Raw genomic sequence first — 17,946 nt, 5'->3', positions numbered from 1 at the left:
GATATCATAGGGAAAAGGGTGCGTCTATTGGGTACCATTGCCAAAAGCCGGGGCAAAACTGCCTCGGCTTTTGACGGATTTCGGTTTGGGTCAGGCGGCGGCTGCGGCGCTTTCCACATGGGGCTGGGCAATGCGCCAGAGGGCCACAATCATTTCCTGCAACGTTATGTGATCGGCGGGACGGAAGAAGCCGTCGCTGCCATAGAACACCTTGGCGCCGGTGACGCCGCTGACAGGGCCGGCGGCCCAATCGCTGATGGAGGTGGCGTCGTGATAGGACAAGGGGCCGGTGGCCGGTGCCTGGCCGTTCAGCAGGATCATCAGACGGAACAGAACTACAGCAGCCTGCTCCCGAGTGACGGGGGCGTCGGGATGGAAGGTGGTGGCGGAGGTGCCCTGCATCAGACCCAGGGAGTTGCAGGCGAGAATGGCGGCGGCGTCGGGGCTGTCCAAAATGTCGCTGAACGGGTTCACCAGCTCTTGCGCCTTCCACAGGCCAGACTGCTGCACCAGCTGCCAGCACAGCCGGGCCAGCTCCGCCCGGGTCAGGTCGTTTTCAAAGCCGCTGCACAGGGAGATGGGCAGCAGCTGGGCCAGATAGTAGTCGTTGACTGCCTCTTGTGCCCATGGGGCGGCGGCGGTCAGGTCCACAGAGGTGGTGGGGACTACGGCGGAGATCACGCCCCGGTCACCGACCACGGCAGCTGTCAGTTCCAGTTCGCCGGTGCCGTGGGCCAACACCTGTCCGTCGGGGGTCACGGTGACCAGGGACGGGTCCGAGCTGGTCCAGACGATATCGGCCAGGGTCCCATCGGCCAGAACGGCCTCCAGCTGAATCTCTACGCCCACACGGACCGCCAGACTGGCAACGCTGCCGCCGTTTACCAACACCTGAATGCTGGGCAGGGGTGCGCTGACGGCGGCCATGGGGTGGGCGGAAACATAGTCGTCGGTGGTGAAGGCCTGGAATCGAATGTGACCGTCAAAATCCTCCTCACCCTTGAGGAAGAAGTTCCAGGACATGGCGCCGCCCGGCTCTGTGGCCGAATCCCATGTGATATCCAGGTTGTACCACTGACCGTCCAGCAGGACGATGTTCCAGGCGTGGTTCTGGTTCTCGCTGCGGCCGGTGATGATGCGGCAAGGGATACCGGCGTCCCACATGGTCCGGTAGGTCAGCAGGGCGTAGCCCTGACATACCATGGAACCGGTGGTCAATCCGTCGTAGGCGGAATATTTGGTCAGCGAATGGTCGTAGACGAAGTGGGTGCCGATGTACTCATAGATCAACTTGATTTTGGTGTAATCGTCCTCGCCCTCCAGGTCCAGACTGTCCACAATGGCCTGGGCCTGCTGGTCCACATAGGCCAGCTCCGTCTGGGTGTCCAGATAGGAGAGCTGGAACGAACAGATACCGTCATCCCAATGCACCAGGCCCTCTTCAATGTTCAGGGCCGGATAGTCGCCGTTTTGGGGACCGTCATTAGACCGGGCCATCATGTAGCGCAGAAGCTCCGCCAGCAGGGCGCCGTTGGTGCTGTTGAGGTCGCTGCGATCTCCAGTATAGTCAATGGAAAATTCCGTGGACTGGGCACGGATTTCCGCGTCCATGGCGGCGTAAAACGCGTCGGCGTCGGCGGCCTGCCGCTGGGCGGCGGAAACGCCAAGGGTCAGCAGCACCGTGACCGCCAGCAGCAAAAACAGGCGGCCAAGGGTCTGTTTGCACGATTTCATAGTAAATCCCTACCTTCCGTGTGAAGTACCTTTTATTATGACAGATGTGCCGTCAAAAAACAAGGCTTTCACGCGGCGGTGCGGCAGCGGCGGATCAGCTGGAGCACCAGCAGAATCAAGCCGGTGACGATGACGCAGAGATAGAGGCTGACGCCCCGGCTGAGGACCATGGCGCCGCCCAGCAGCTGGGCCGGCAGCAGCAGCCGGAACATGGCCAGAAATCCGCCCTCGCCCACACCCATGGAGCCGGGCAGAGGCATGGCGCCCACAGAGAAATTGACGGCGGCCTGGGCGGCGATGGCGCTGGTCAGGGCCACGCCGCTGAGGCCCATGGCCCGAAAGACCCAATAGGGGACGCTGTAGAGGGCCAGCAGCTGCAAAGCGGTGGTAAAAAAGGTCAGGGCCACCAGCTTTGGTTCCCGCCGCAGCAGGGGGGCGCTGAGGGCGTACTGCTCCAGCTGATGCTGGATGGCGCCCCAGACCTTGGCGGCACGGGGGCGGCGTTCCAGTTTTTTTGCCACCTTGGCGCCCAATGCCATGGCCCAGCCGGGCCGCACCACGGCGGCGGTGATCACGGACAGGGCCAGGAGATTCAGGAGGATACCGATCAGGGCCAGCAGCTTGACGCCGGGCGTCACACCGGCCAGGTGGTGGCGCAGATAAATCAGGCCAAAGACGCCCAGCCCCGCGCCCACGGCCTGCCAACAGCAGAGTTCCAGCAGCAGCACCAGGCCGCCGTGGGCCGGGGAGACGCCGTGGCGGTGCATGGCGCACAGCTGCATGGGTTGGCCGCCGGTGCAGGAGGGAGTCACGGAGCTGAAGAAAAAGCCCGTGGCAGAGTATTGGAGACAGTGGACAAACCGGGGCTGGTAGCCCAGATGGCGCAGGCCCCGGCGGGTGTTCCAGGCTTCACAGAAAAAGTATAGGGCCATGGCCCCAACGGCCACGGCCAGCCAGCGGCCGTCGGCTCCGGCGGCTGCAGCGCGGATCTCTGCCGGAGAGACCTGCCGCAGCACCACAAACCAGACCAGGGCGGTGATGCCCAGAAAAATGGCGCCGTCGCGCAATGCCTTTTTCATGCCGGCTGCACCATGGGATAGAAGTACGCCAGGGGAGAGGAGGAACGCCAGCTCTCCCGCAGCAGCGCCATGTTCCGGCCCATGGCGGCAAGGGCGTCGGGGTCGTCCAGCAGGGCCAGCAATGCCTCTGCCGTAACGGATTCATCTTTCTGCCAGTCCACATAGCCCAGCCCGTGGTTTTCAATGTACCGGGCGTTGCCCACCTCCTGGGTCAGGAAGGGACGCAGGACGAAGAGGGGCGTCCGGGTGTGGATGGCCTCAAAGGTGGTGAGGCCGCCGGACTTGCTGACCACCAGATCGGCGCGGCGCAGATACTCATCCACCCGGTCGGTGAAGCCGATGGATTCCACGGAAGGGTAACGGCGGCGCAGGGTAGCCAGCAGGGACTCATTCCGGCCGGTGATGACTGTCACATGGATGTCGTCGCGGCTGCACAGGGCGTCGAGAATGCCCTGGGGGATCAGGCCCAGGCCGCCGCCCATCAGCAGCACCCGGCGTCCCACGGGACGGACCTGAGGCGCCTGACGGAAGCCCGGACGGACGGGAATGCCGCTGACAACGATGTGGGCGTCGTCCACGCCCTTGGAGAGCAGCGTCTGCCGCGTCTCTTCGCAGGCGACAAAATACCGGTCGGTACCGGGGGCGATCCATTCATCGTGGACGCTGACATCGGTGATATAGGTGTAGAGGGGAATGTGGCAGTCCCGCTGCCGCTTATAGGCGGCGATGTATTGGGAGCAGACGGGCATGGTGGCAACAATCAGGTCCACATCCCGCAGCAGGTCATCCAGACGCTTGAGGACCGTCCGCTGCAGGGGCATGGAGGTCTTGGCGCCGGCGGTGTGGTTGAGCAGATTATAGACCCAGGAGCAGCGGCGGACCAGGAAGCCGAAGCCGCGGTAAATCTGACGGGAGGCGTTGGGGAACAGTTCGTCGATGACGTCCACCACCCGGACCTGGGCCTGGGGGTCGCCGGCCAGGATCTCCTGACGGACGGCCTCGGCGGCGGCACAATGGCCCATGCCGAACCGGCCGGTCAGAACGATGACCCGCAGCGGCCGCAAAGCAGTAATTGTGGTATTCATGGCGATCCCTCCAAAACTTTCGTATGATTCCAATTTCTTTCTGTGCCTTTATTGTACCCAAAAACACCTTTTAGAAAAAAGAAGGGAAACCATTAAATTTTCTTTAAGAACAGGAATAGCCACAAAAACAGCGCCCTGCCGACACAGCGCGCGGGAAAAGCGTATGGAACGACAACGAAGTTTGACAGGCAATGTACACGCCAACAGGAATGCAGTAACCATCCTCTGGTTCTTGCAAAACCATCCGGTTCCACGGTTCATGGTGCCAAAGGCTGAAAAAACAAAAAGCACATCTCTTTGCAGAGATGTGCTTTTCATGGTGACCCGTACGGGACTCGAACCCATGTTACCGCCGTGAAAGGGCGGTGTCTTAACCACTTGACCAACGGGCCGTTTGGTAGCGGCAACTGGACTTGAACCAGTGACAAGCCGGGTATGAACCGGATACTCTACCAACTGAGCTATGCCGCCATGTGCCCGTCATCAACAGGGCAAGAATGATTATAGCGGCATGAGGCCGTTTTGTCAACGGTTTTTTTCAAAAAACGAAAAAATTTTTTACACCAGCCGTCCGCGCACCCCATCGGCCTCCACCGACACAATTTCCACCGGCAGCACCTGATTGTGAAGACCGTCGGCTTCCACATAAACCTTCACATAGTTTTCCGCGTGGCCGGTGAAGTCGCGGCCCTCGGGCTGTTCAAAGAGTACGGCATAGGTCCGGCCCACCATGACCTGCCGGTACTGCTGGGCCAGGGCATCAGCTACGGCCCCCGCCTCGTTGGACCGGCGGGCCTTTTCGTCGTTGGAGTGCTGGCCGTCTATCTTCGCCGCCGGGGTGCCTTCCCGCCGGGAATAAGGAAACACATGGACCTGGGCAAAGGCGCAGGTTTTCAGGAAGTCCAGCGACGCTTGGAATTCCGCTTCCGTCTCGCCGGGGAAGGCCACAATCAGATCGGTGGTGATGGCACAGTGGGGGAAATACTGCCGCAGCAGGGTCACGCTCTCCAAATAGCGTGCGGTGTCGTATTTGCGGTTCATGCGCTTTAACACCGTGTCGCATCCACTTTGCAAACTCAGATGAAACTGGGGACAGAGATTTTTAAAGGGGGCCAGAGTTTTGCAGAAGTCCTCTGTAATCGTCCGGGGCTCCAGGGAACCCAGCCGCACCCGCATGGACGGGACGGCGGCACAGAGGGCCGAAAGCAGGTCTTTCAAACTGCTGCCGTCCCGGAACTCCACGCCCCAGGAGGAAATCTCGATGCCGGTGACCACCAGTTCCCGATAGCCCTCGTCGGCCAGGGCCGCGGCCTGTTCCACAGCCTCCGACAGGGGCAGGGAACGGATGGGTCCCCGGGCGTAGGGAATAATACAGTAGGAACAGTAGTTGCAGCATCCGTCCTGGACCTTCAGCATGGCCCGGGTCCGGGCGGCCAGACCGCCGGCGGGGAGCCGTTCAAATTCCCGGTGGGCCGTGGCCTTCTCCCAGAACTGCCGGGACTGGCGGATGCGCTGGGCGGCTTCCTCCACCACGGCGTCCAGAAATGCCATGCGGTCGGCGGTACCGGCCAGCACATCAACCTCCAGCGCCTGGACCTCCTCGGGCTTTGTCTGGGCGTAACAGCCGCAGACGCCCACCACAGCGTCGGGATTGGCTTTCCGCACCCGGCGGATGATATTGCGGCACTTCTTATCACTGACGGCGGTAACGGTGCAGGTGTTGACGATGAAGCCGTCACAGGGCTCGGTCCAGTCGCCCAACTCATGGCCCAGAGCTGTCAGACGCTGCTCCATGGCCTGGGTCTCGTACTGGTTGACCTTGCAGCCCAGGGTGTAAAAGGCAAATTTCATAGGGATTCTCCGTATTTCTATAAAAGTTACCTCCATTATATCCAACAAACCGCGTCTTGTACAGAGGGCATACCTGCCAGGGGACACGCATAGGTTGTACCACCGATGTAAAAAGGAAGGATGGATGGATATGTGGAAACGACTGTGCGGGGCTCTGGTCTGCCTCTGCCTGACGGTCTCCCTGCTGCCTGCGGTCCGGGCTGCCGGGCCGGAGGTGGCGGCGCCGTCGGCCATTCTGATGGACGCGGCCACGGGGCAGGTCCTCTATGAAAAGAACAGCCATGAGCGGCTACGGCCTGCCAGCGTCACCAAGGTTATGACACTGCTGCTGGTCATGGAAGCGCTGGACCAGGGGCGGCTGTCCTGGGACCAGACGGTGACGGCCAGCGCCGCCGCCGCGGCCAAGGGCGGCAGCCAGGTCTATCTGGAAGAGGGCGAACAGATGACCATGGACGAAATGCTCAAATCCGTGGTGGTCTCTTCGGCCAACGACTGCGCCACGGCACTGGCTGAAGCCGTGGCCGGCAGCGAGGCGGCGTTTGTGGAAATGATGAACGAGCGGGCCGTGGAGCTGGGGATGGAGGACACCCACTTTGTCAACTGCACCGGCCTGGACGACGAGCCGGAGGCGGAGAGCCATCTGACGTCGGCCTACGACATCGCCGTCATGTCCCGGGAGCTGTTGCAGCATGAGAAGATCAAGGAGTATACCACCATCTGGATGGACACGGTGCGGGATGGGCAGTTCGGCCTGTCCAACACCAACAAGCTGATCCGGTTTTACCAGGGGGCCACGGGTCTGAAAACGGGCTATACCTCCTCGGCGGGCCACTGTCTGTCGGCGTCGGCGGAGCGGGACGGCCTGGAACTGATCGCCGTGGTGCTCAACTGCAAAAGCTCCAGCGAGCGGTTCGAGTCGGCCAAGGCGCTGCTGGATTACGGCTTTGCCAACTACGCCCTGGTGACGCCCCAGGTGCCGGAGGATTTGGGGACGGTGCCGGTGGTGCTGGGGACCGTGGACACCATCACACCGGTGCTGGAAACGCCCCAGCCGATTCTCCTGGATAAGGGGCTGCAAACCCAGGTGGAGACGACGGTGGAACTGGCGGAATCGGTGGAGGCCCCCGTGGAGCAGGGCCAGAAACTGGGCACGCTGACGGTGACCGCCGGAGGCCAGGTGGTGGCCACAATGCCCATTGTGGCGCCGGAGCGGGTGGAGCGTCTGACCTGGTGGCAGATGACCGTGGAAATCCTGCGGGGCATGTGGGTCACCTTCTGAGAATGATTGTATTTTCTGTCGAACTGTAGTATACTAAATCTAATTTGGTATCTATGGCCTTCGGCTGAAAGAAAGGTGTTTCCATGGTCAATGTTGACATTTCAAATATCTGGTGCAGTGTGACGCTGCCCATGCTGTTGGAGAGCGAACAGCAGATTTCTGCCGCCCATGCCGCCCTCATGGACGGCGAGGCCGCCGCGTTTCTGCCGTGGCTGGACGGCGATAACAGCGCCGTTCTGGAACAGGTGGAGGAGGCCGCCCGGACCATCCGCGCCCAGGCGGGGATTCTGGTGGTCGTGGGCAGCGACAGCGCGGTGGCAGGCGTCCGGGCCGTGGTGGAGCTTTTGCGGGGCCGGAACCACAATCTGCGCCCCGGCACACAGATTGTATTTGCCGGCAGCGACCTGTCCACCCGATCCTGGCAGCACCTGGCCGAGCTTCTGGAAAAGCGGGATTTCTGTGTACACCTGCTGGGCCGGGACGGCGCCGATGTGCAGTCGGCGGTGACCACCCGGGCGCTGCGCTGGATGCTGGAGCGGCGCTACGGTACGGAAAAGGCCCGGGAGCGGGTGTATGTCAGCACGGACCCGGTCATCGGTCCCCTGCGGGAGATTGCCGCCGCCGAAGGATACAAAACGTTCAATCTGCTGCCCACGGTGGGAGACCACGCCAGCGTCCTGGACCCCGGCGCGCTGCTGGCGGCGGCGGTGGCGGGTATCGATATCCGGAAATTGCTGGACGGGGCATTGACGGCCCGGCTGGCCATGGAAATCCGCTCTTTTGAAAATCCTGCCTGGCTCTACGCGGCGGGCCGAACCATTCTGGGCAGCCAGGGCAAGGTGACGGAATATCTGACCATGCTGGAACCCGATGCCGGGGCACTGGGACGCTGGTGGAAGCAGCTCTTCGGCAGCCGGGCCTGCGCCAACGGAGAGGGGCTGCTGCCTGCCCTGGCGGAGATTCCCGGAGACCTGCACACCATGCACGGAATGTTCAGCGACGGCGCCCAGCCCCTGGTCCAGACGGTGCTGCGCTTCGATCCGCCGGAGCAGAAGGTGGCCGTGGAAATGGACTGGCAGAATCAGGATGGGTACAACTATTTGGAGGGGTTCACCCTGGATTATGTCCAGGAACAAGCCATGGCGGCGGTCATCGCCGTGGGGGCCGACCATGGTGTGCCCATTTTCCAGGTGGACTGCGGACGCATGGAGCCGGGAGATGTGGGACAGCTCCTGTACTTCTTTGAATTGACCTCCTGCCTCTGCGCCGGTATGCTGGGCCGGGACGTCTACATCAGCGAAGGACCCTCCCGGTGGTCCGAACAGATGGCGCGGCTCCTGGGACGGCCGGAGGAATAATCTGGAAGTTGGCGCACTATCGTACTGCATTCCAGAAAAGTATGCACAGTTTTGGCCAATGTGACAGTTGCATATTCTGTGTAAAACTGTTAAAATAATGCCACGGACAACGAGATACGGTCCGAGCAAAAGGAGGTATTCCTATGGTTAAAGTGATTGTGGGTCTCAAGGGCTCCGGCAAGACGAAGAATCTCATCAATGCCATTAACGAAGCCATTGCCACGGAATCCGGCAGCATGGTCTGCATTGAGAAGGGCAATAAGCTGACGTTTGATATCGATTATCGTGTGCGTCTGATCGAGGCCGGCGAGTATCAGATGGGCAGTGTCACCTTCCTCAAGGGATTCATCAGCGGCTTGCATGCCGGCAACTTTGATATCACCCACGTGTTTATTGACAGCCTCTACAAGATCACCGGCAGCGACGATGTGGCCGAGACGGAGGAGTTCCTGAACTGGTGCAACGAGTTCGGTAAGATCAACAACATGAAGTTCACCGTCGTCATTTCCGACGAACCCGAGAAAATGCCTGAGGGCGTAAAGAAGTATTTCTGAGCCGATCTAATTTGGAAGGAATGCGGAGACGCGCTGCGTGCTCTGCTGTAGCACCGACCGAGATCAGCCCAGCCGACCCAGGAGGGGCTGTTCTCGGTCGTGCTTTTGTTCCTGCAAAGTTTGTCGAAGGCAGCCGCCAAAAAAATATAAAAAAAGGGTTGACAGACTACGTTTGTCGTGGTAGAATAATGGAGCACTAGAGAGTGCAACGAAATATCGCGGAGTAGAGCAGCCTGGTAGCTCGTCGGGCTCATAACCCGGAGGTCGTCAGTTCAAATCTGGCCTCCGCAACCACATTGTGCGACCAAAAAAGATATCGCACCGAAAAAGCCCGGAACCATGCGGTTTCCGGGCTTTTTTCGTGTCCAAATTTTACTGCACAAGAAAAAGATATCATCCAGCCTTTCCCCTATGGGGTGAGGACTTGAACTAAATCCCGGCGCTTTTCAGCCCGCTTTCGAGGTGAAAATACGGAAATAATTCGTGTTCTCCAAAAAATATTTTGTTAATTTTTTGTGAACGAAGTGGATTGTACCAAAATGTAGTACAATCCACTTCGTTCTGAAGTTCTGTGGCCGTCACCTATATTCAGGTGGCGGCTTTTTTTATTTGCGCGGGCGTATAAATTGAAATGACTGGAGGTCTTTCTGATGGAGCATCACAACAAGATGGATAGAGAACAATTTTACCGAGAACTTTGCACGGTGCTTGGCCGGGAAGGCTTCACCACGCAGCCGGAGCAGGATGATCTTCTCCCGGTGGAATGGGATGGTCTCCCCCTCTGCCGGATCACAGAGGGCGGAGGGGTTCGCTACTGGCAGGAGGATGTGGCAACGGCGGAACGGGAACGAGCCTGTGAGCGAGTCACTGATCTGGCCTGCACAGTGCGGGAGTACATGACGCTGCTGGAACAGGCTCCGCCCCTGCAGGCCCAAAGCCTGACCGGCGACTACCGCCTGCTGGCCGACTTCAACGGCACAGTGCTGGCTGCCCACCCCACCCGGCTTGGCGTCCATTTCGTCACATGGGACTGGAGCTGTGACCGCACAGGTCTCAACCAAGGCCATTACTTTCAGGATAACTATACGGGAGCCAAGCAGGACTTCGCCATCCGTGCCGGTCTCGTCTCCAAACAGCTGATTTTTAACGAAGCACAGCTCACCGAAATCTATCGATGCTGCACCGACACACTGGATGCCGGAGTTGATTTGACTGTCGACCAGGAACAATGCATTAAAAGTGTTCAGGAACAGATCCTACGTGGAATGCCCAACATCCTGGAGCGCATGCGAGAGCAGGAGCAGCACTCCTTGGATTCTCAAAGCCAGGAACTGACCATGTAATACACCGAGCGCCGGAGTTTTAGAAATAAGACTCCGGCGCTTTTTTATTTCACCGAAAGGAGCACACCACCCATGACGCGCTACTTCATGAGAGATACCCCCTTATACCAGATGGAGCAGATGATGATGACCCCGCCCCATTTCAAGCCCAGAGGTCACGGCCTACGCCGACCTACATTTCACTATCAGTCTGAAGATGTCGATTGCCAGTACTGCACAAACTACTCAAAGGAAAATCCCTGCCCGCTGTGTGAATGCACTTGCCTGGGGGAACGAATCGAGACCGGGTCGCTCAGCCTTGCGAAAGTAATTGAGGACTGCCTCCGTGGCAAGCTGAGAATGAGGCTTTGGAAACGGTTGGCACAGGAGATCTACCCATATCCTCTGCAAGCCTTCCATTCTGACGAACACCGTAGCCGTTGGATGCACTGGCGAACACGTTGCCGCCGATTGTCGCAGCGCAACCAGGCCGCACTGTTTCTCCTGACAGCCTACGACGATATCTGGCGCAGGATGATCTGGAAGTTTGATGCCTGCGGATTTGATTTCCAGTCCCTCCGGCTGGCCGGCATCCAGCCGGAGCTTTACAGCGTTTATCAGGCGGCCAAAGCCATTTCCACCGGCAGCCAAAACATTACCATTGCCGATCTCGCATCCCCCGAATTGGTCACAGATGAGGCGTTCCACCTGATTATCTGCGCTCTGCTTCTGGCCAAGTACGGTGATGCGATTTTGAATTTTGAGAAAAAGAAAGGTGATGCAAATTGATCATGAAAGCAGTTCTGAGCAACGCCGACCACCCGGAATATGGTGTTGCGACGATCCCCCTGCCCATTCCCAGAAATCAATACGACCACTGCGTTGCGCTGTTGGAGTCACTGGAAATCGGCCATGTATCGGATGCCGACTGCCATGTGGACGCACTCGACAGCGCCTGGCCTGTGCTGTATCGGCTGGAAGGTGCCAGGGTCAATCTGGACGAGCTGGACTATCTGGCTAAGCGGCTGGACAGCTTTGATGTGGGCGAGTTTTCGCAATTTCAGGCCATGGCCGAAAAACTGCAGCTCACCAGCATGAAGGATCTCATCAACCTGACCTTTTGCTGCCAGCAGGCAACGGTGATTACGGACTTCACAAATTTGAAAGAGGTTGGCCGTGATCACTACATGAACATCCATGGCGGGTGTGCCAGCATGGAGGAACTGGAGCAGTTGGACGGAGAGGAAACCGCCATCTTGCTGATTGAGGGCAACGAGGGAACCATCACCCGCTACGGTGTGGTCTATGACAACGGTATGCAGCTCTCGCAGCTCTACGATGGAAAGCACCTGCCCTGCTATCACTATGAGGCCGATCTGACCGCTATCGGAATATCTTCCCGACAGGAACCGGAGAACACCCAAAATGTCACCTGGATATACCTCCCTGCCTCCAAAGGCCAGATTGAACGCGCCATGCAGCGCAGCGGCATTGCGCCTGAGAATAGGTGTCTTTGGATGAGTGAAAGCTCATTTCCCGAGGAAGTGGATGTGGTACTGGACTTCCGGTGCGAAAACATACACGAGCTCAATGAGCTGGCGCTGGTCATGGACAAGCTTTCATATGACGCCCGTGAGAAGCTGGGGGCCGCAGTCAGCATGGCCAAGCCGGAGTGCGCCGGTCAGATCCGGCATCTGGCGGAAAACCTGGATCTCTTTGCATTTGCCCCCGGCGCACATACCCCTGCGGAATACGGAAAATACATGATCCAGAAATCCGGTCATTTTGAGTATGACCCCAATCTGGACGAGTTCTATGACTACGAGCGGTATGGCCTGCAGCACATGGATCAGGAGTCCGGCGTGTTTACTGACCGCGGCTATATCGCCTACCAGGGTGCGCTGAGTCTGGAGGAACTGATGGCGGATGACCCGGCAGAAGCCTATCAGCGGGAACAGGACTTTCAGATAGGGGGAATGGCATGATCCAACTCTTCATGAAACGAAGCGGCAGTCCGGCCATTGTCCCGCTCCATTTTCCCGCATCGCATGACGCTATGACAGAAGCGGTCAGCCGGCTTGATGAGGCCAGCAGAACGGGCAAAACAGAGATCGTCGAGATCAAAAGCGTGATCGCTAATCTGCCGTCGTACCTCAGCGGGCTTGACCCCGATTCCAGAACGCAGCTTGCACAGCTGAATCAGCTTTCCAGCATCATTGCCAAAATGGACTCCCGTGAACGGAACATCTATGCCGGCGCATTGGATGGCAGCAGCATCAATGACCTGAGTGATATGATTCGTGTGGCGGAACAGGTGCCGGACTACATCCTCATTCCCAATGTCAATTCAGATGTGACACTTGGCCGTTATGTCGCTGTTGCAGGCCAGATTCAGGGCGATCCCAGATTCCCTGAAGCCGCCTGGCCCTACCTGGACTTTGCGAAGATCGGCGCAGAATACTATGCCGACCATGGCGGCGCCTATACCCATGCAGGCTATGTGCTCCGCAAGCAGGATGATGCGCTTGTCAGAGAGAAAAAGTCGAAGGTCCAGCTCGACCTCTCCTCCGCTAAGGCGCAAGCGATCGTCTGCCTTCCGGCAACGAAAGAGGAATTGGAGCGAGTAAAAAGAACACTGGGCATCGATTGTTTTGCCGAGGCAGCAATCACCAGAGTGTCGTTTTCTGTTCCCTATATGGACGAGCATATTCCCACTACAGGGGTCTGCGTGGAAGACGCAAACGAATTGGCCTGGGCCATTGAGGGGATGCAGTGTGACGATGGTGAGCTGCTGAAATATCTGTCGGTTCTTTCTGTGGAACAGCCAGGGACCATGCAGGAGGCGCTCCGCTATGCCATGAATCTGGACGACTACGAGCGCATCCCGGAGGACGCCTATGAATACGGGCAAACGGTCCTTCGGCGCATCGGTGCCGATGATGAACTGATCGATACCATCGACGGGTATATGGATTTCGAGAAGCTGGGCGAGGACGCCATGGTGGAGGACGGAGTCCGGCGCACGGAATTTGGCCTGATTCGCCGGTGCAGCAGCCCCTTTGCTGAGGAAACGCAGGCGATGGAGATGGAAGGGCTTTCCTGATGCCCCACGAAACCGAACTGCTCTGCGTAAAGCTGGCGGCGTATTCTCTCCTCGATATGCAGGTGACCTGAACAACACGATCCAATGATTGGGAGGAATGTGAATGAAGAAGAAAATAATGATCACAATAGCATCTATGGCGGCACTGGGAGCCGCTGTCGCCGGGTATCTCCACTTTTCCGGCAAGATGCCTTTTGGCCATAGCCATTTCCGCTGAGCTGTGGTATGTTGTGTAGCTATACCAAGGGGAAAGAGGTGAAATAATGAGCGTCAATGCGATGACTGAGGAGTATGAGCATATCGAGCTATTTGGGAAGCCTGCCCTGTTCACCAATGCGCGAGTAGACACCCACACTGTGCCGGACGGTTGGCATGTATATGATCTGCGAGGCAGTGACAATGATCCGGGCTCACCCTGTACGCTGGAAATTCTGGTTGTGGTTAATCACGCTGGTTCTATCGTTGTGCCGGAACCGATTTCCTTTCCGGATAATCAGGACTACCGTGAGATTGGTGATGCGCTGGATTTTCTCGGCGATGAGATCACACTCACGGAATTTTGCAAACAGTATGGGTTGAAGACTCCACCCAAATATAAACTCAGGCCCGCTTCCCGTGAGGAGGCGGGCCTGTTCTATTCTCAGGTGGAAGAAGAACGGGACCTTCAGGCCGGTACAGTGGGCCATGTGCGGATGGATTTCGGTTCTTCCGGAAAAGGATTTCACCATTCCTGGTGGCCCCATAACGAAGACCAATTCAACACCGGGGAATTTAAGGATGACCTTCAGGAAGTGGTGGACACCCTTCGTGCCGATGGCCCGTTGAAGGACCTGGCATCGATGAGAGCCTACTGCTATCGGAACGGCGGGGCCATCACCGAGGACGGCCGGAGTTATGGCTACATCGCAGAAACGGAGCATTACCGCTACTGCCTGCGCTGCACCCCGTTTCCCGGCGACTACCAGGGGTATCTCTACTGCTATGACCTGCGTCAGCAGCAGATGGCCCAGCAGAACAGGGCCGTGGGGCGTGCGACCTTTGCCAATGGGGAACAGCGGGAGTATCACGATCCCCAAACCTATCTGGCTGCCATCCGGCAGGAACTGCCGTATCGGGATGTGACGGGTTTCCGGTATGAGACTCTGACGGATGACCCGGCTGTCCGCAAACAGGTGGATGACATCCTCTTCGACCTTTATGGCGAAGAAAATCCCCATTCTCTTGCGGACTATGAAAACAATCCCGGCCAAAATATGAATATGGGAGGAATGTAAATGTCAGCACCAAAAGAATGGCTGGACTTCCTGCGGGAACAGTTCCCCGCAGGTTCGAGGATCAAGCTCAGAGAGATGAAAGACCCGTATGCCCCGCTGGAGCCGGGCAGCACAGGGACTCTGGACTACATCGACGATGCTGGGCAGTTCCACATGAAGTGGGACAACGGCAGAACCCTGGCGCTGATCATCGGTGAGGACAGCTTCACCGTTCTGCCGCCCGAGCCCACCACCCTGAAGCTGTATATGCCCCTGACCGCCGATCTCTACACCCGCAACGAGTATGGGGAGATGGAGGACGACAGCACCCCGCTGGACGGAAGGCTGCTGCGGTGCTATGAGGGCGAGATCCTCAGAGCCCTGATCAACAACCGGATGCCGGAAGAAGCCGAGAGCGGCATCATGCACTGGTATGGCAAGGATGACAGCGTCAACCAGAAGGTCAAATCCGCCGTGTTCACCGTCGAGGAGCGGAACGGCCGGCTATGGGGCGTGGCTGAGTGCCGGGTGGTCGGCGCCCTCACCCCGGAAGATCTGACCACCCTGAAGGAGTACGTCTCCGGCCAGGCCTCGGATGGCTGGGGCGAGGGTTTCGAACAGCGGGAGATCTGCGTCGGCGACGACGAGCTGTATGTCCACCTGTGGAGCATGGAGGACAATTGGGACATCCGAACCGAGGCGGAGCAGTTCGCGCCCAGAGTGGCAGACGGCCTGCCGGAGATGTGCTTCTCCACCCTCAGGTCCACCGGCGATCTCATCTGCATCCGCCGGGGCGAGACCGGCTACTACCCCTCCGATTGGGACACCGGCGACAAGGAGAAAAATGTGGAGCTGGCGGACGAGCTGAACGAAAAACTGGGAGTCAGCCCCATTCAGCGGCAGGCCATGGAGGTGGGCAGTATGTGCGGCTGGGATGCCCCCGGCGCTGACCCCGCCAAGTACCAGGAAGACTATGTACAAACCGGGGCCCCCGCCGAAGCCCGGCACAGCGGGTTCGGTGGGGAGAGGAGTTCCGGCAAAATGAGTGAGCCTTGTCCCCCGGACGAGGCGAATGATATGGAGCATGGAACGACGATGGGAGGGATGACCCTTGGATAAAGTGTTTCGTGTGGAGCTGTTCGGGGAGAAGACGAACCGGTGGTGCGAGCTGGAGCTTCCGGCTACCTACTACGGCCTTCTGGATGCGCTGGACAAGCTTCAGATGACGCTGGGCGAAAAGCCGAGATGGGAATTCCTCGAACACCATGGCTTTGTCTTCCTGCAAGACCATTTGGCCCATGAATGCGATCTCTATCAGCTTAACGCTTTGGCAACCTGTCTGGGACAGATGAACGGCAGAGAAAAGACTGCCTTTGAAGGGCTGTTCAACATGGAGGTGGCCAAAAAGTACGGCCCCATCAGTGTTGCCACCATGATCGATCTGGCCTACAGCACAGACTGCTGCCACGTGGTCAACGCCTCAACGGATGAGCAGCTGGGCAGATTCTACGCCGAGAATGATTTCATCCCCGCACTTGACAAAGTCCCCGACCCCATCTTCGAGTACCTGGACTTTGAGAAGCTCGGCAGAAACGCCCGATTTGAGGAGGGCGGCGTCTTTGCAAACGGTGGTTATGTCACGCAGCACAACGAGCTGAAGCAGGTATATGACAGCCTGGCCTTGATCCCCGAAGCGCCGGAATATGGCATCCGCCTGACGGTCGGCAAGTGTCCCTCCCACTCCGATGAGCAGCCGGACAACAGGATGTGCCTGGATCTGCCCGCTACGCAGGAACGGCTGGACGCTGTTCTGGAGGCTTACGGAGGCGCCTCATGGTCGGAAATGTCTGTCCAGGTGGAGGACAGCGCGATGCCCGCGCTTCTGGAAAGCATGGACTGCAATGATGTTCACGAACTGAACGAGTTGGCCAAATGCTTCAAGGAGATGGTCGCGCAAGGAGACCTCTCCACATACAAGGCGGTTATCCTTGCGGCGGATTGTCACGATATCGCTGCCGCTGTCCGAATTGCGGAAAATCTGGATGACTACCTGATCGAGCCGGATCAGCGGACCCCCGAGGAGGTGGCCGTAGAGGAGCTTCGCTTCATTGTGGATGAGCATTCCCGGTCTATTTTGCAAAAGCACATTGTCCTCTACAGCTACGGCAAGGATGTCATGGCGTCAAACAACGCACTGCTGACCCCCTATGGGCTGGTCCAGCGCAGGGATGGCGAGCCGATCCGCAGCGAAGAAATGCAGGCAGAGAAGGCCGGAATGGAGATGATGTGATGGCAAATCGGCAAACCAGGCGGCTCCTTGATCTCCTGGACGGCTTTGAAATGACCAAGTCCCAGCACGACTGGCTGGAGCGGCGGTTCGAGAACATGACGGTCAAAGAAAGTCTCCTGTTCCGAGGGGCCATGCAGATCGAGCAGCCGAGGATGACCTGCGATGTGATGCTGATTGCCAGTCAATTGGATCACTACGACCTGTTCTACGGCGCCGGGGACGATGCCCGACTTGGCAAATTTATCATGGAACAGATCCAGCGCCCTGCCTCCCAGGCACGTGCATTTCTTGACCCGGAGAAAGTGGGGGCAGCTTACCGCCAGAAAGGTGGGAACACCTTCTGCGACGGGCACTTCATCAGGGTCACCTCCCTGATCGATCCGTTTCTGGATGGCGCCCCGACGCTGAATCCCGACAAAGGCGACTACGGTATCCGAGTCAGGCTGGCAAGCCGCTTCAATACGGACGGCGTGTGGGTGGGATTCCCGGACACCGGCGAGTATATGGATGCCGCACACCCGGACGAGCTTCTCCTGGCGCTGGACGCACTGGAGGTGGAGTCTTTGAGCGAGTGCATTGCTGTGGATGTGGGCTGCTGCCTCCCGCAGCTGAAGGACATCCTCTCTCAGTACGGCTCCGCAGCGGAACTCGTCCGTCACGCCATCGACTTCGGCTATGTCTGGGCGGAACAGGGGCAGGGAGGACCCCAGTGGCTGGATAAATGGCAGGCTGTGATGGAGCTGGAGGATTGCCACCGTCTGGATTACGCCCTGGATCTGGCACAGAACCTCCACTGCTATCACTTCATGCCCCGTGACATGGAACTCGCCGATTTCGGAAAAGAGCTGGCGAAACGGGACGGCGTATACCCCAGGGACGAGCTGCTTGCCTCCTGCTTTGATGCGGAGGGGTATGCCAACCAGAGGATGAAGAACATGGGTCTGTCCGCCGCTGCGCATGGCTTCGTATCCTGGAACGGCACAGAGCTGGTCTATGAGTACAGTCAGCCGGATATGGAGCCGACCATGTCCATGTGAA

15 protein-coding genes and 3 tRNA genes are annotated in these 17,946 nt (G+C 58.5%); 12 read left to right on the top strand and 6 right to left on the bottom strand.

The window, feature by feature from the left end:
• Positions 1-90: 90 nt before the first annotated feature.
• The 6 genes from ACTQ33_RS04700 to mtaB all read right to left on the bottom strand — a co-directional run bounded on the left by ACTQ33_RS04700 (position 91) and on the right by mtaB (position 5,749).
• Positions 91-1,734 carry an S-layer homology domain-containing protein gene (locus ACTQ33_RS04700; RefSeq protein WP_441462524.1) on the bottom strand — a complete coding sequence of 548 codons (1,644 nt, stop codon included), beginning with the start codon at positions 1,732-1,734 and terminating at the stop codon, positions 91-93.
• A gap of 68 nt (positions 1,735-1,802) precedes the next feature.
• Positions 1,803-2,813 carry a lysylphosphatidylglycerol synthase transmembrane domain-containing protein gene (locus ACTQ33_RS04695; RefSeq protein ID WP_441462522.1) on the bottom strand — a complete coding sequence of 337 codons (1,011 nt, stop codon included), beginning with the start codon at positions 2,811-2,813 and terminating at the stop codon, positions 1,803-1,805.
• Positions 2,810-3,898 (bottom strand): MGDG synthase family glycosyltransferase, encoded by a 1,089-nt coding sequence (locus tag ACTQ33_RS04690; RefSeq protein ID WP_441462520.1) that lies wholly within the window; start codon positions 3,896-3,898, stop codon positions 2,810-2,812. Before ACTQ33_RS04690 ends, ACTQ33_RS04695 begins: the two co-directional genes overlap by 4 nt.
• A gap of 317 nt (positions 3,899-4,215) precedes the next feature.
• Positions 4,216-4,290, bottom strand: a tRNA-Glu gene (locus ACTQ33_RS04685).
• Between the two features lie 3 nt (positions 4,291-4,293).
• Positions 4,294-4,369: transfer RNA gene (locus tag ACTQ33_RS04680), tRNA-Met, on the bottom strand.
• A gap of 87 nt (positions 4,370-4,456) precedes the next feature.
• Positions 4,457-5,749: a tRNA (N(6)-L-threonylcarbamoyladenosine(37)-C(2))-methylthiotransferase MtaB gene (gene mtaB / locus ACTQ33_RS04675; RefSeq protein ID WP_441462518.1), complete on the bottom strand. Its 1,293-nt coding sequence runs from the start codon at positions 5,747-5,749 to the stop codon at positions 4,457-4,459.
• A gap of 130 nt (positions 5,750-5,879) precedes the next feature.
• On the opposite strand from mtaB, the gene ACTQ33_RS04670 reads away from it, so the two are divergent.
• The 12 genes from ACTQ33_RS04670 to ACTQ33_RS04615 all read left to right on the top strand — a co-directional run bounded on the left by ACTQ33_RS04670 (position 5,880) and on the right by ACTQ33_RS04615 (position 17,945).
• Positions 5,880-7,028, top strand: coding sequence for a D-alanyl-D-alanine carboxypeptidase family protein (locus ACTQ33_RS04670; RefSeq protein ID WP_441462516.1), 1,149 nt, complete (start codon positions 5,880-5,882; stop codon positions 7,026-7,028).
• Between the two features lie 83 nt (positions 7,029-7,111).
• Entirely contained in the window at positions 7,112-8,386 is a 1,275-nt protein-coding gene (locus ACTQ33_RS04665) for a hypothetical protein (protein ID WP_441462514.1), read from the top strand.
• A 143-nt stretch (positions 8,387-8,529) separates the two neighbouring features.
• On the top strand, positions 8,530-8,940 hold the full coding sequence (locus ACTQ33_RS04660; RefSeq protein ID WP_441462512.1) for a hypothetical protein: 411 nt from the start codon (positions 8,530-8,532) through the stop codon (positions 8,938-8,940).
• Between the two features lie 217 nt (positions 8,941-9,157).
• Positions 9,158-9,234 (top strand) — tRNA-Met (locus tag ACTQ33_RS04655).
• Between the two features lie 356 nt (positions 9,235-9,590).
• Positions 9,591-10,283, top strand: coding sequence for a hypothetical protein (locus ACTQ33_RS04650; protein ID WP_087233670.1), 693 nt, complete (start codon positions 9,591-9,593; stop codon positions 10,281-10,283).
• A 72-nt stretch (positions 10,284-10,355) separates the two neighbouring features.
• A complete protein-coding gene (locus ACTQ33_RS04645) occupies positions 10,356-11,051 on the top strand; it encodes a hypothetical protein (protein ID WP_087327425.1) in 696 nt (231 codons plus the stop codon).
• A 2-nt stretch (positions 11,052-11,053) separates the two neighbouring features.
• Positions 11,054-12,247 carry an antirestriction protein ArdA gene (locus tag ACTQ33_RS04640; RefSeq protein ID WP_071434940.1) on the top strand — a complete coding sequence of 398 codons (1,194 nt, stop codon included), beginning with the start codon at positions 11,054-11,056 and terminating at the stop codon, positions 12,245-12,247.
• Positions 12,244-13,365, top strand: a complete 1,122-nt coding sequence (locus tag ACTQ33_RS04635; RefSeq protein ID WP_071430801.1) for a DUF6329 domain-containing protein — start codon at positions 12,244-12,246, stop codon at positions 13,363-13,365. Before ACTQ33_RS04640 ends, ACTQ33_RS04635 begins: the two co-directional genes overlap by 4 nt.
• Positions 13,366-13,628: 263 nt before the next feature.
• The gene (locus ACTQ33_RS04630) at positions 13,629-14,639 is read left to right on the top strand and encodes an LPD28 domain-containing protein (RefSeq protein ID WP_071430800.1); all 1,011 of its coding nucleotides are present in this window, start codon (positions 13,629-13,631) and stop codon (positions 14,637-14,639) included.
• Positions 14,640-15,737, top strand: coding sequence for a DUF4314 domain-containing protein (locus tag ACTQ33_RS04625; protein ID WP_139193380.1), 1,098 nt, complete (start codon positions 14,640-14,642; stop codon positions 15,735-15,737).
• 1 nt (position 15,738) lies between these two features.
• On the top strand, positions 15,739-16,908 hold the full coding sequence (locus ACTQ33_RS04620) for an antirestriction protein ArdA (RefSeq protein WP_328245464.1): 1,170 nt from the start codon (positions 15,739-15,741) through the stop codon (positions 16,906-16,908).
• On the top strand, positions 16,908-17,945 hold the full coding sequence (locus ACTQ33_RS04615) for a hypothetical protein (protein WP_071430796.1): 1,038 nt from the start codon (positions 16,908-16,910) through the stop codon (positions 17,943-17,945). The genes ACTQ33_RS04620 and ACTQ33_RS04615 overlap by 1 nt, the downstream gene beginning before the upstream one ends.
• Position 17,946: the final 1 nt, after the last annotated feature.

The sequence above is a fragment of the Candidatus Avoscillospira sp. LCP25S3_F1 genome (genome assembly GCF_052117125.1).
Classification (GTDB): Bacteria; Bacillota; Clostridia; order Oscillospirales; family Oscillospiraceae; genus Avoscillospira_A.
Note: the sequence above shows the minus strand (reverse complement) of the source record. Positions and strands in the feature narration are given on the sequence as shown.

What these genes read in the sequence shown, in the direction of transcription:
- ACTQ33_RS04700 (WP_441462524.1), bottom strand. Translation starts at nt 1,734, where the DNA reads ATGAAATCGTGCAAACAGACCCTTGGCCGCCTGTTTTTGCTGCTGGCG.
- ACTQ33_RS04695 (WP_441462522.1), bottom strand. Translation starts at nt 2,813, where the DNA reads ATGAAAAAGGCATTGCGCGACGGCGCCATTTTTCTGGGCATCACCGCC.
- ACTQ33_RS04690 (WP_441462520.1), bottom strand. Translation starts at nt 3,898, where the DNA reads ATGAATACCACAATTACTGCTTTGCGGCCGCTGCGGGTCATCGTTCTG.
- mtaB (WP_441462518.1), bottom strand. Translation starts at nt 5,749, where the DNA reads ATGAAATTTGCCTTTTACACCCTGGGCTGCAAGGTCAACCAGTACGAG.
- ACTQ33_RS04670 (WP_441462516.1), top strand. Translation starts at nt 5,880, where the DNA reads ATGTGGAAACGACTGTGCGGGGCTCTGGTCTGCCTCTGCCTGACGGTC.
- ACTQ33_RS04665 (WP_441462514.1), top strand. Translation starts at nt 7,112, where the DNA reads ATGGTCAATGTTGACATTTCAAATATCTGGTGCAGTGTGACGCTGCCC.
- ACTQ33_RS04660 (WP_441462512.1), top strand. Translation starts at nt 8,530, where the DNA reads ATGGTTAAAGTGATTGTGGGTCTCAAGGGCTCCGGCAAGACGAAGAAT.
- ACTQ33_RS04650 (WP_087233670.1), top strand. Translation starts at nt 9,591, where the DNA reads ATGGAGCATCACAACAAGATGGATAGAGAACAATTTTACCGAGAACTT.
- ACTQ33_RS04645 (WP_087327425.1), top strand. Translation starts at nt 10,356, where the DNA reads ATGACGCGCTACTTCATGAGAGATACCCCCTTATACCAGATGGAGCAG.
- ACTQ33_RS04640 (WP_071434940.1), top strand. Translation starts at nt 11,054, where the DNA reads ATGAAAGCAGTTCTGAGCAACGCCGACCACCCGGAATATGGTGTTGCG.
- ACTQ33_RS04635 (WP_071430801.1), top strand. Translation starts at nt 12,244, where the DNA reads ATGATCCAACTCTTCATGAAACGAAGCGGCAGTCCGGCCATTGTCCCG.
- ACTQ33_RS04630 (WP_071430800.1), top strand. Translation starts at nt 13,629, where the DNA reads ATGAGCGTCAATGCGATGACTGAGGAGTATGAGCATATCGAGCTATTT.
- ACTQ33_RS04625 (WP_139193380.1), top strand. Translation starts at nt 14,640, where the DNA reads ATGTCAGCACCAAAAGAATGGCTGGACTTCCTGCGGGAACAGTTCCCC.
- ACTQ33_RS04615 (WP_071430796.1), top strand. Translation starts at nt 16,908, where the DNA reads ATGGCAAATCGGCAAACCAGGCGGCTCCTTGATCTCCTGGACGGCTTT.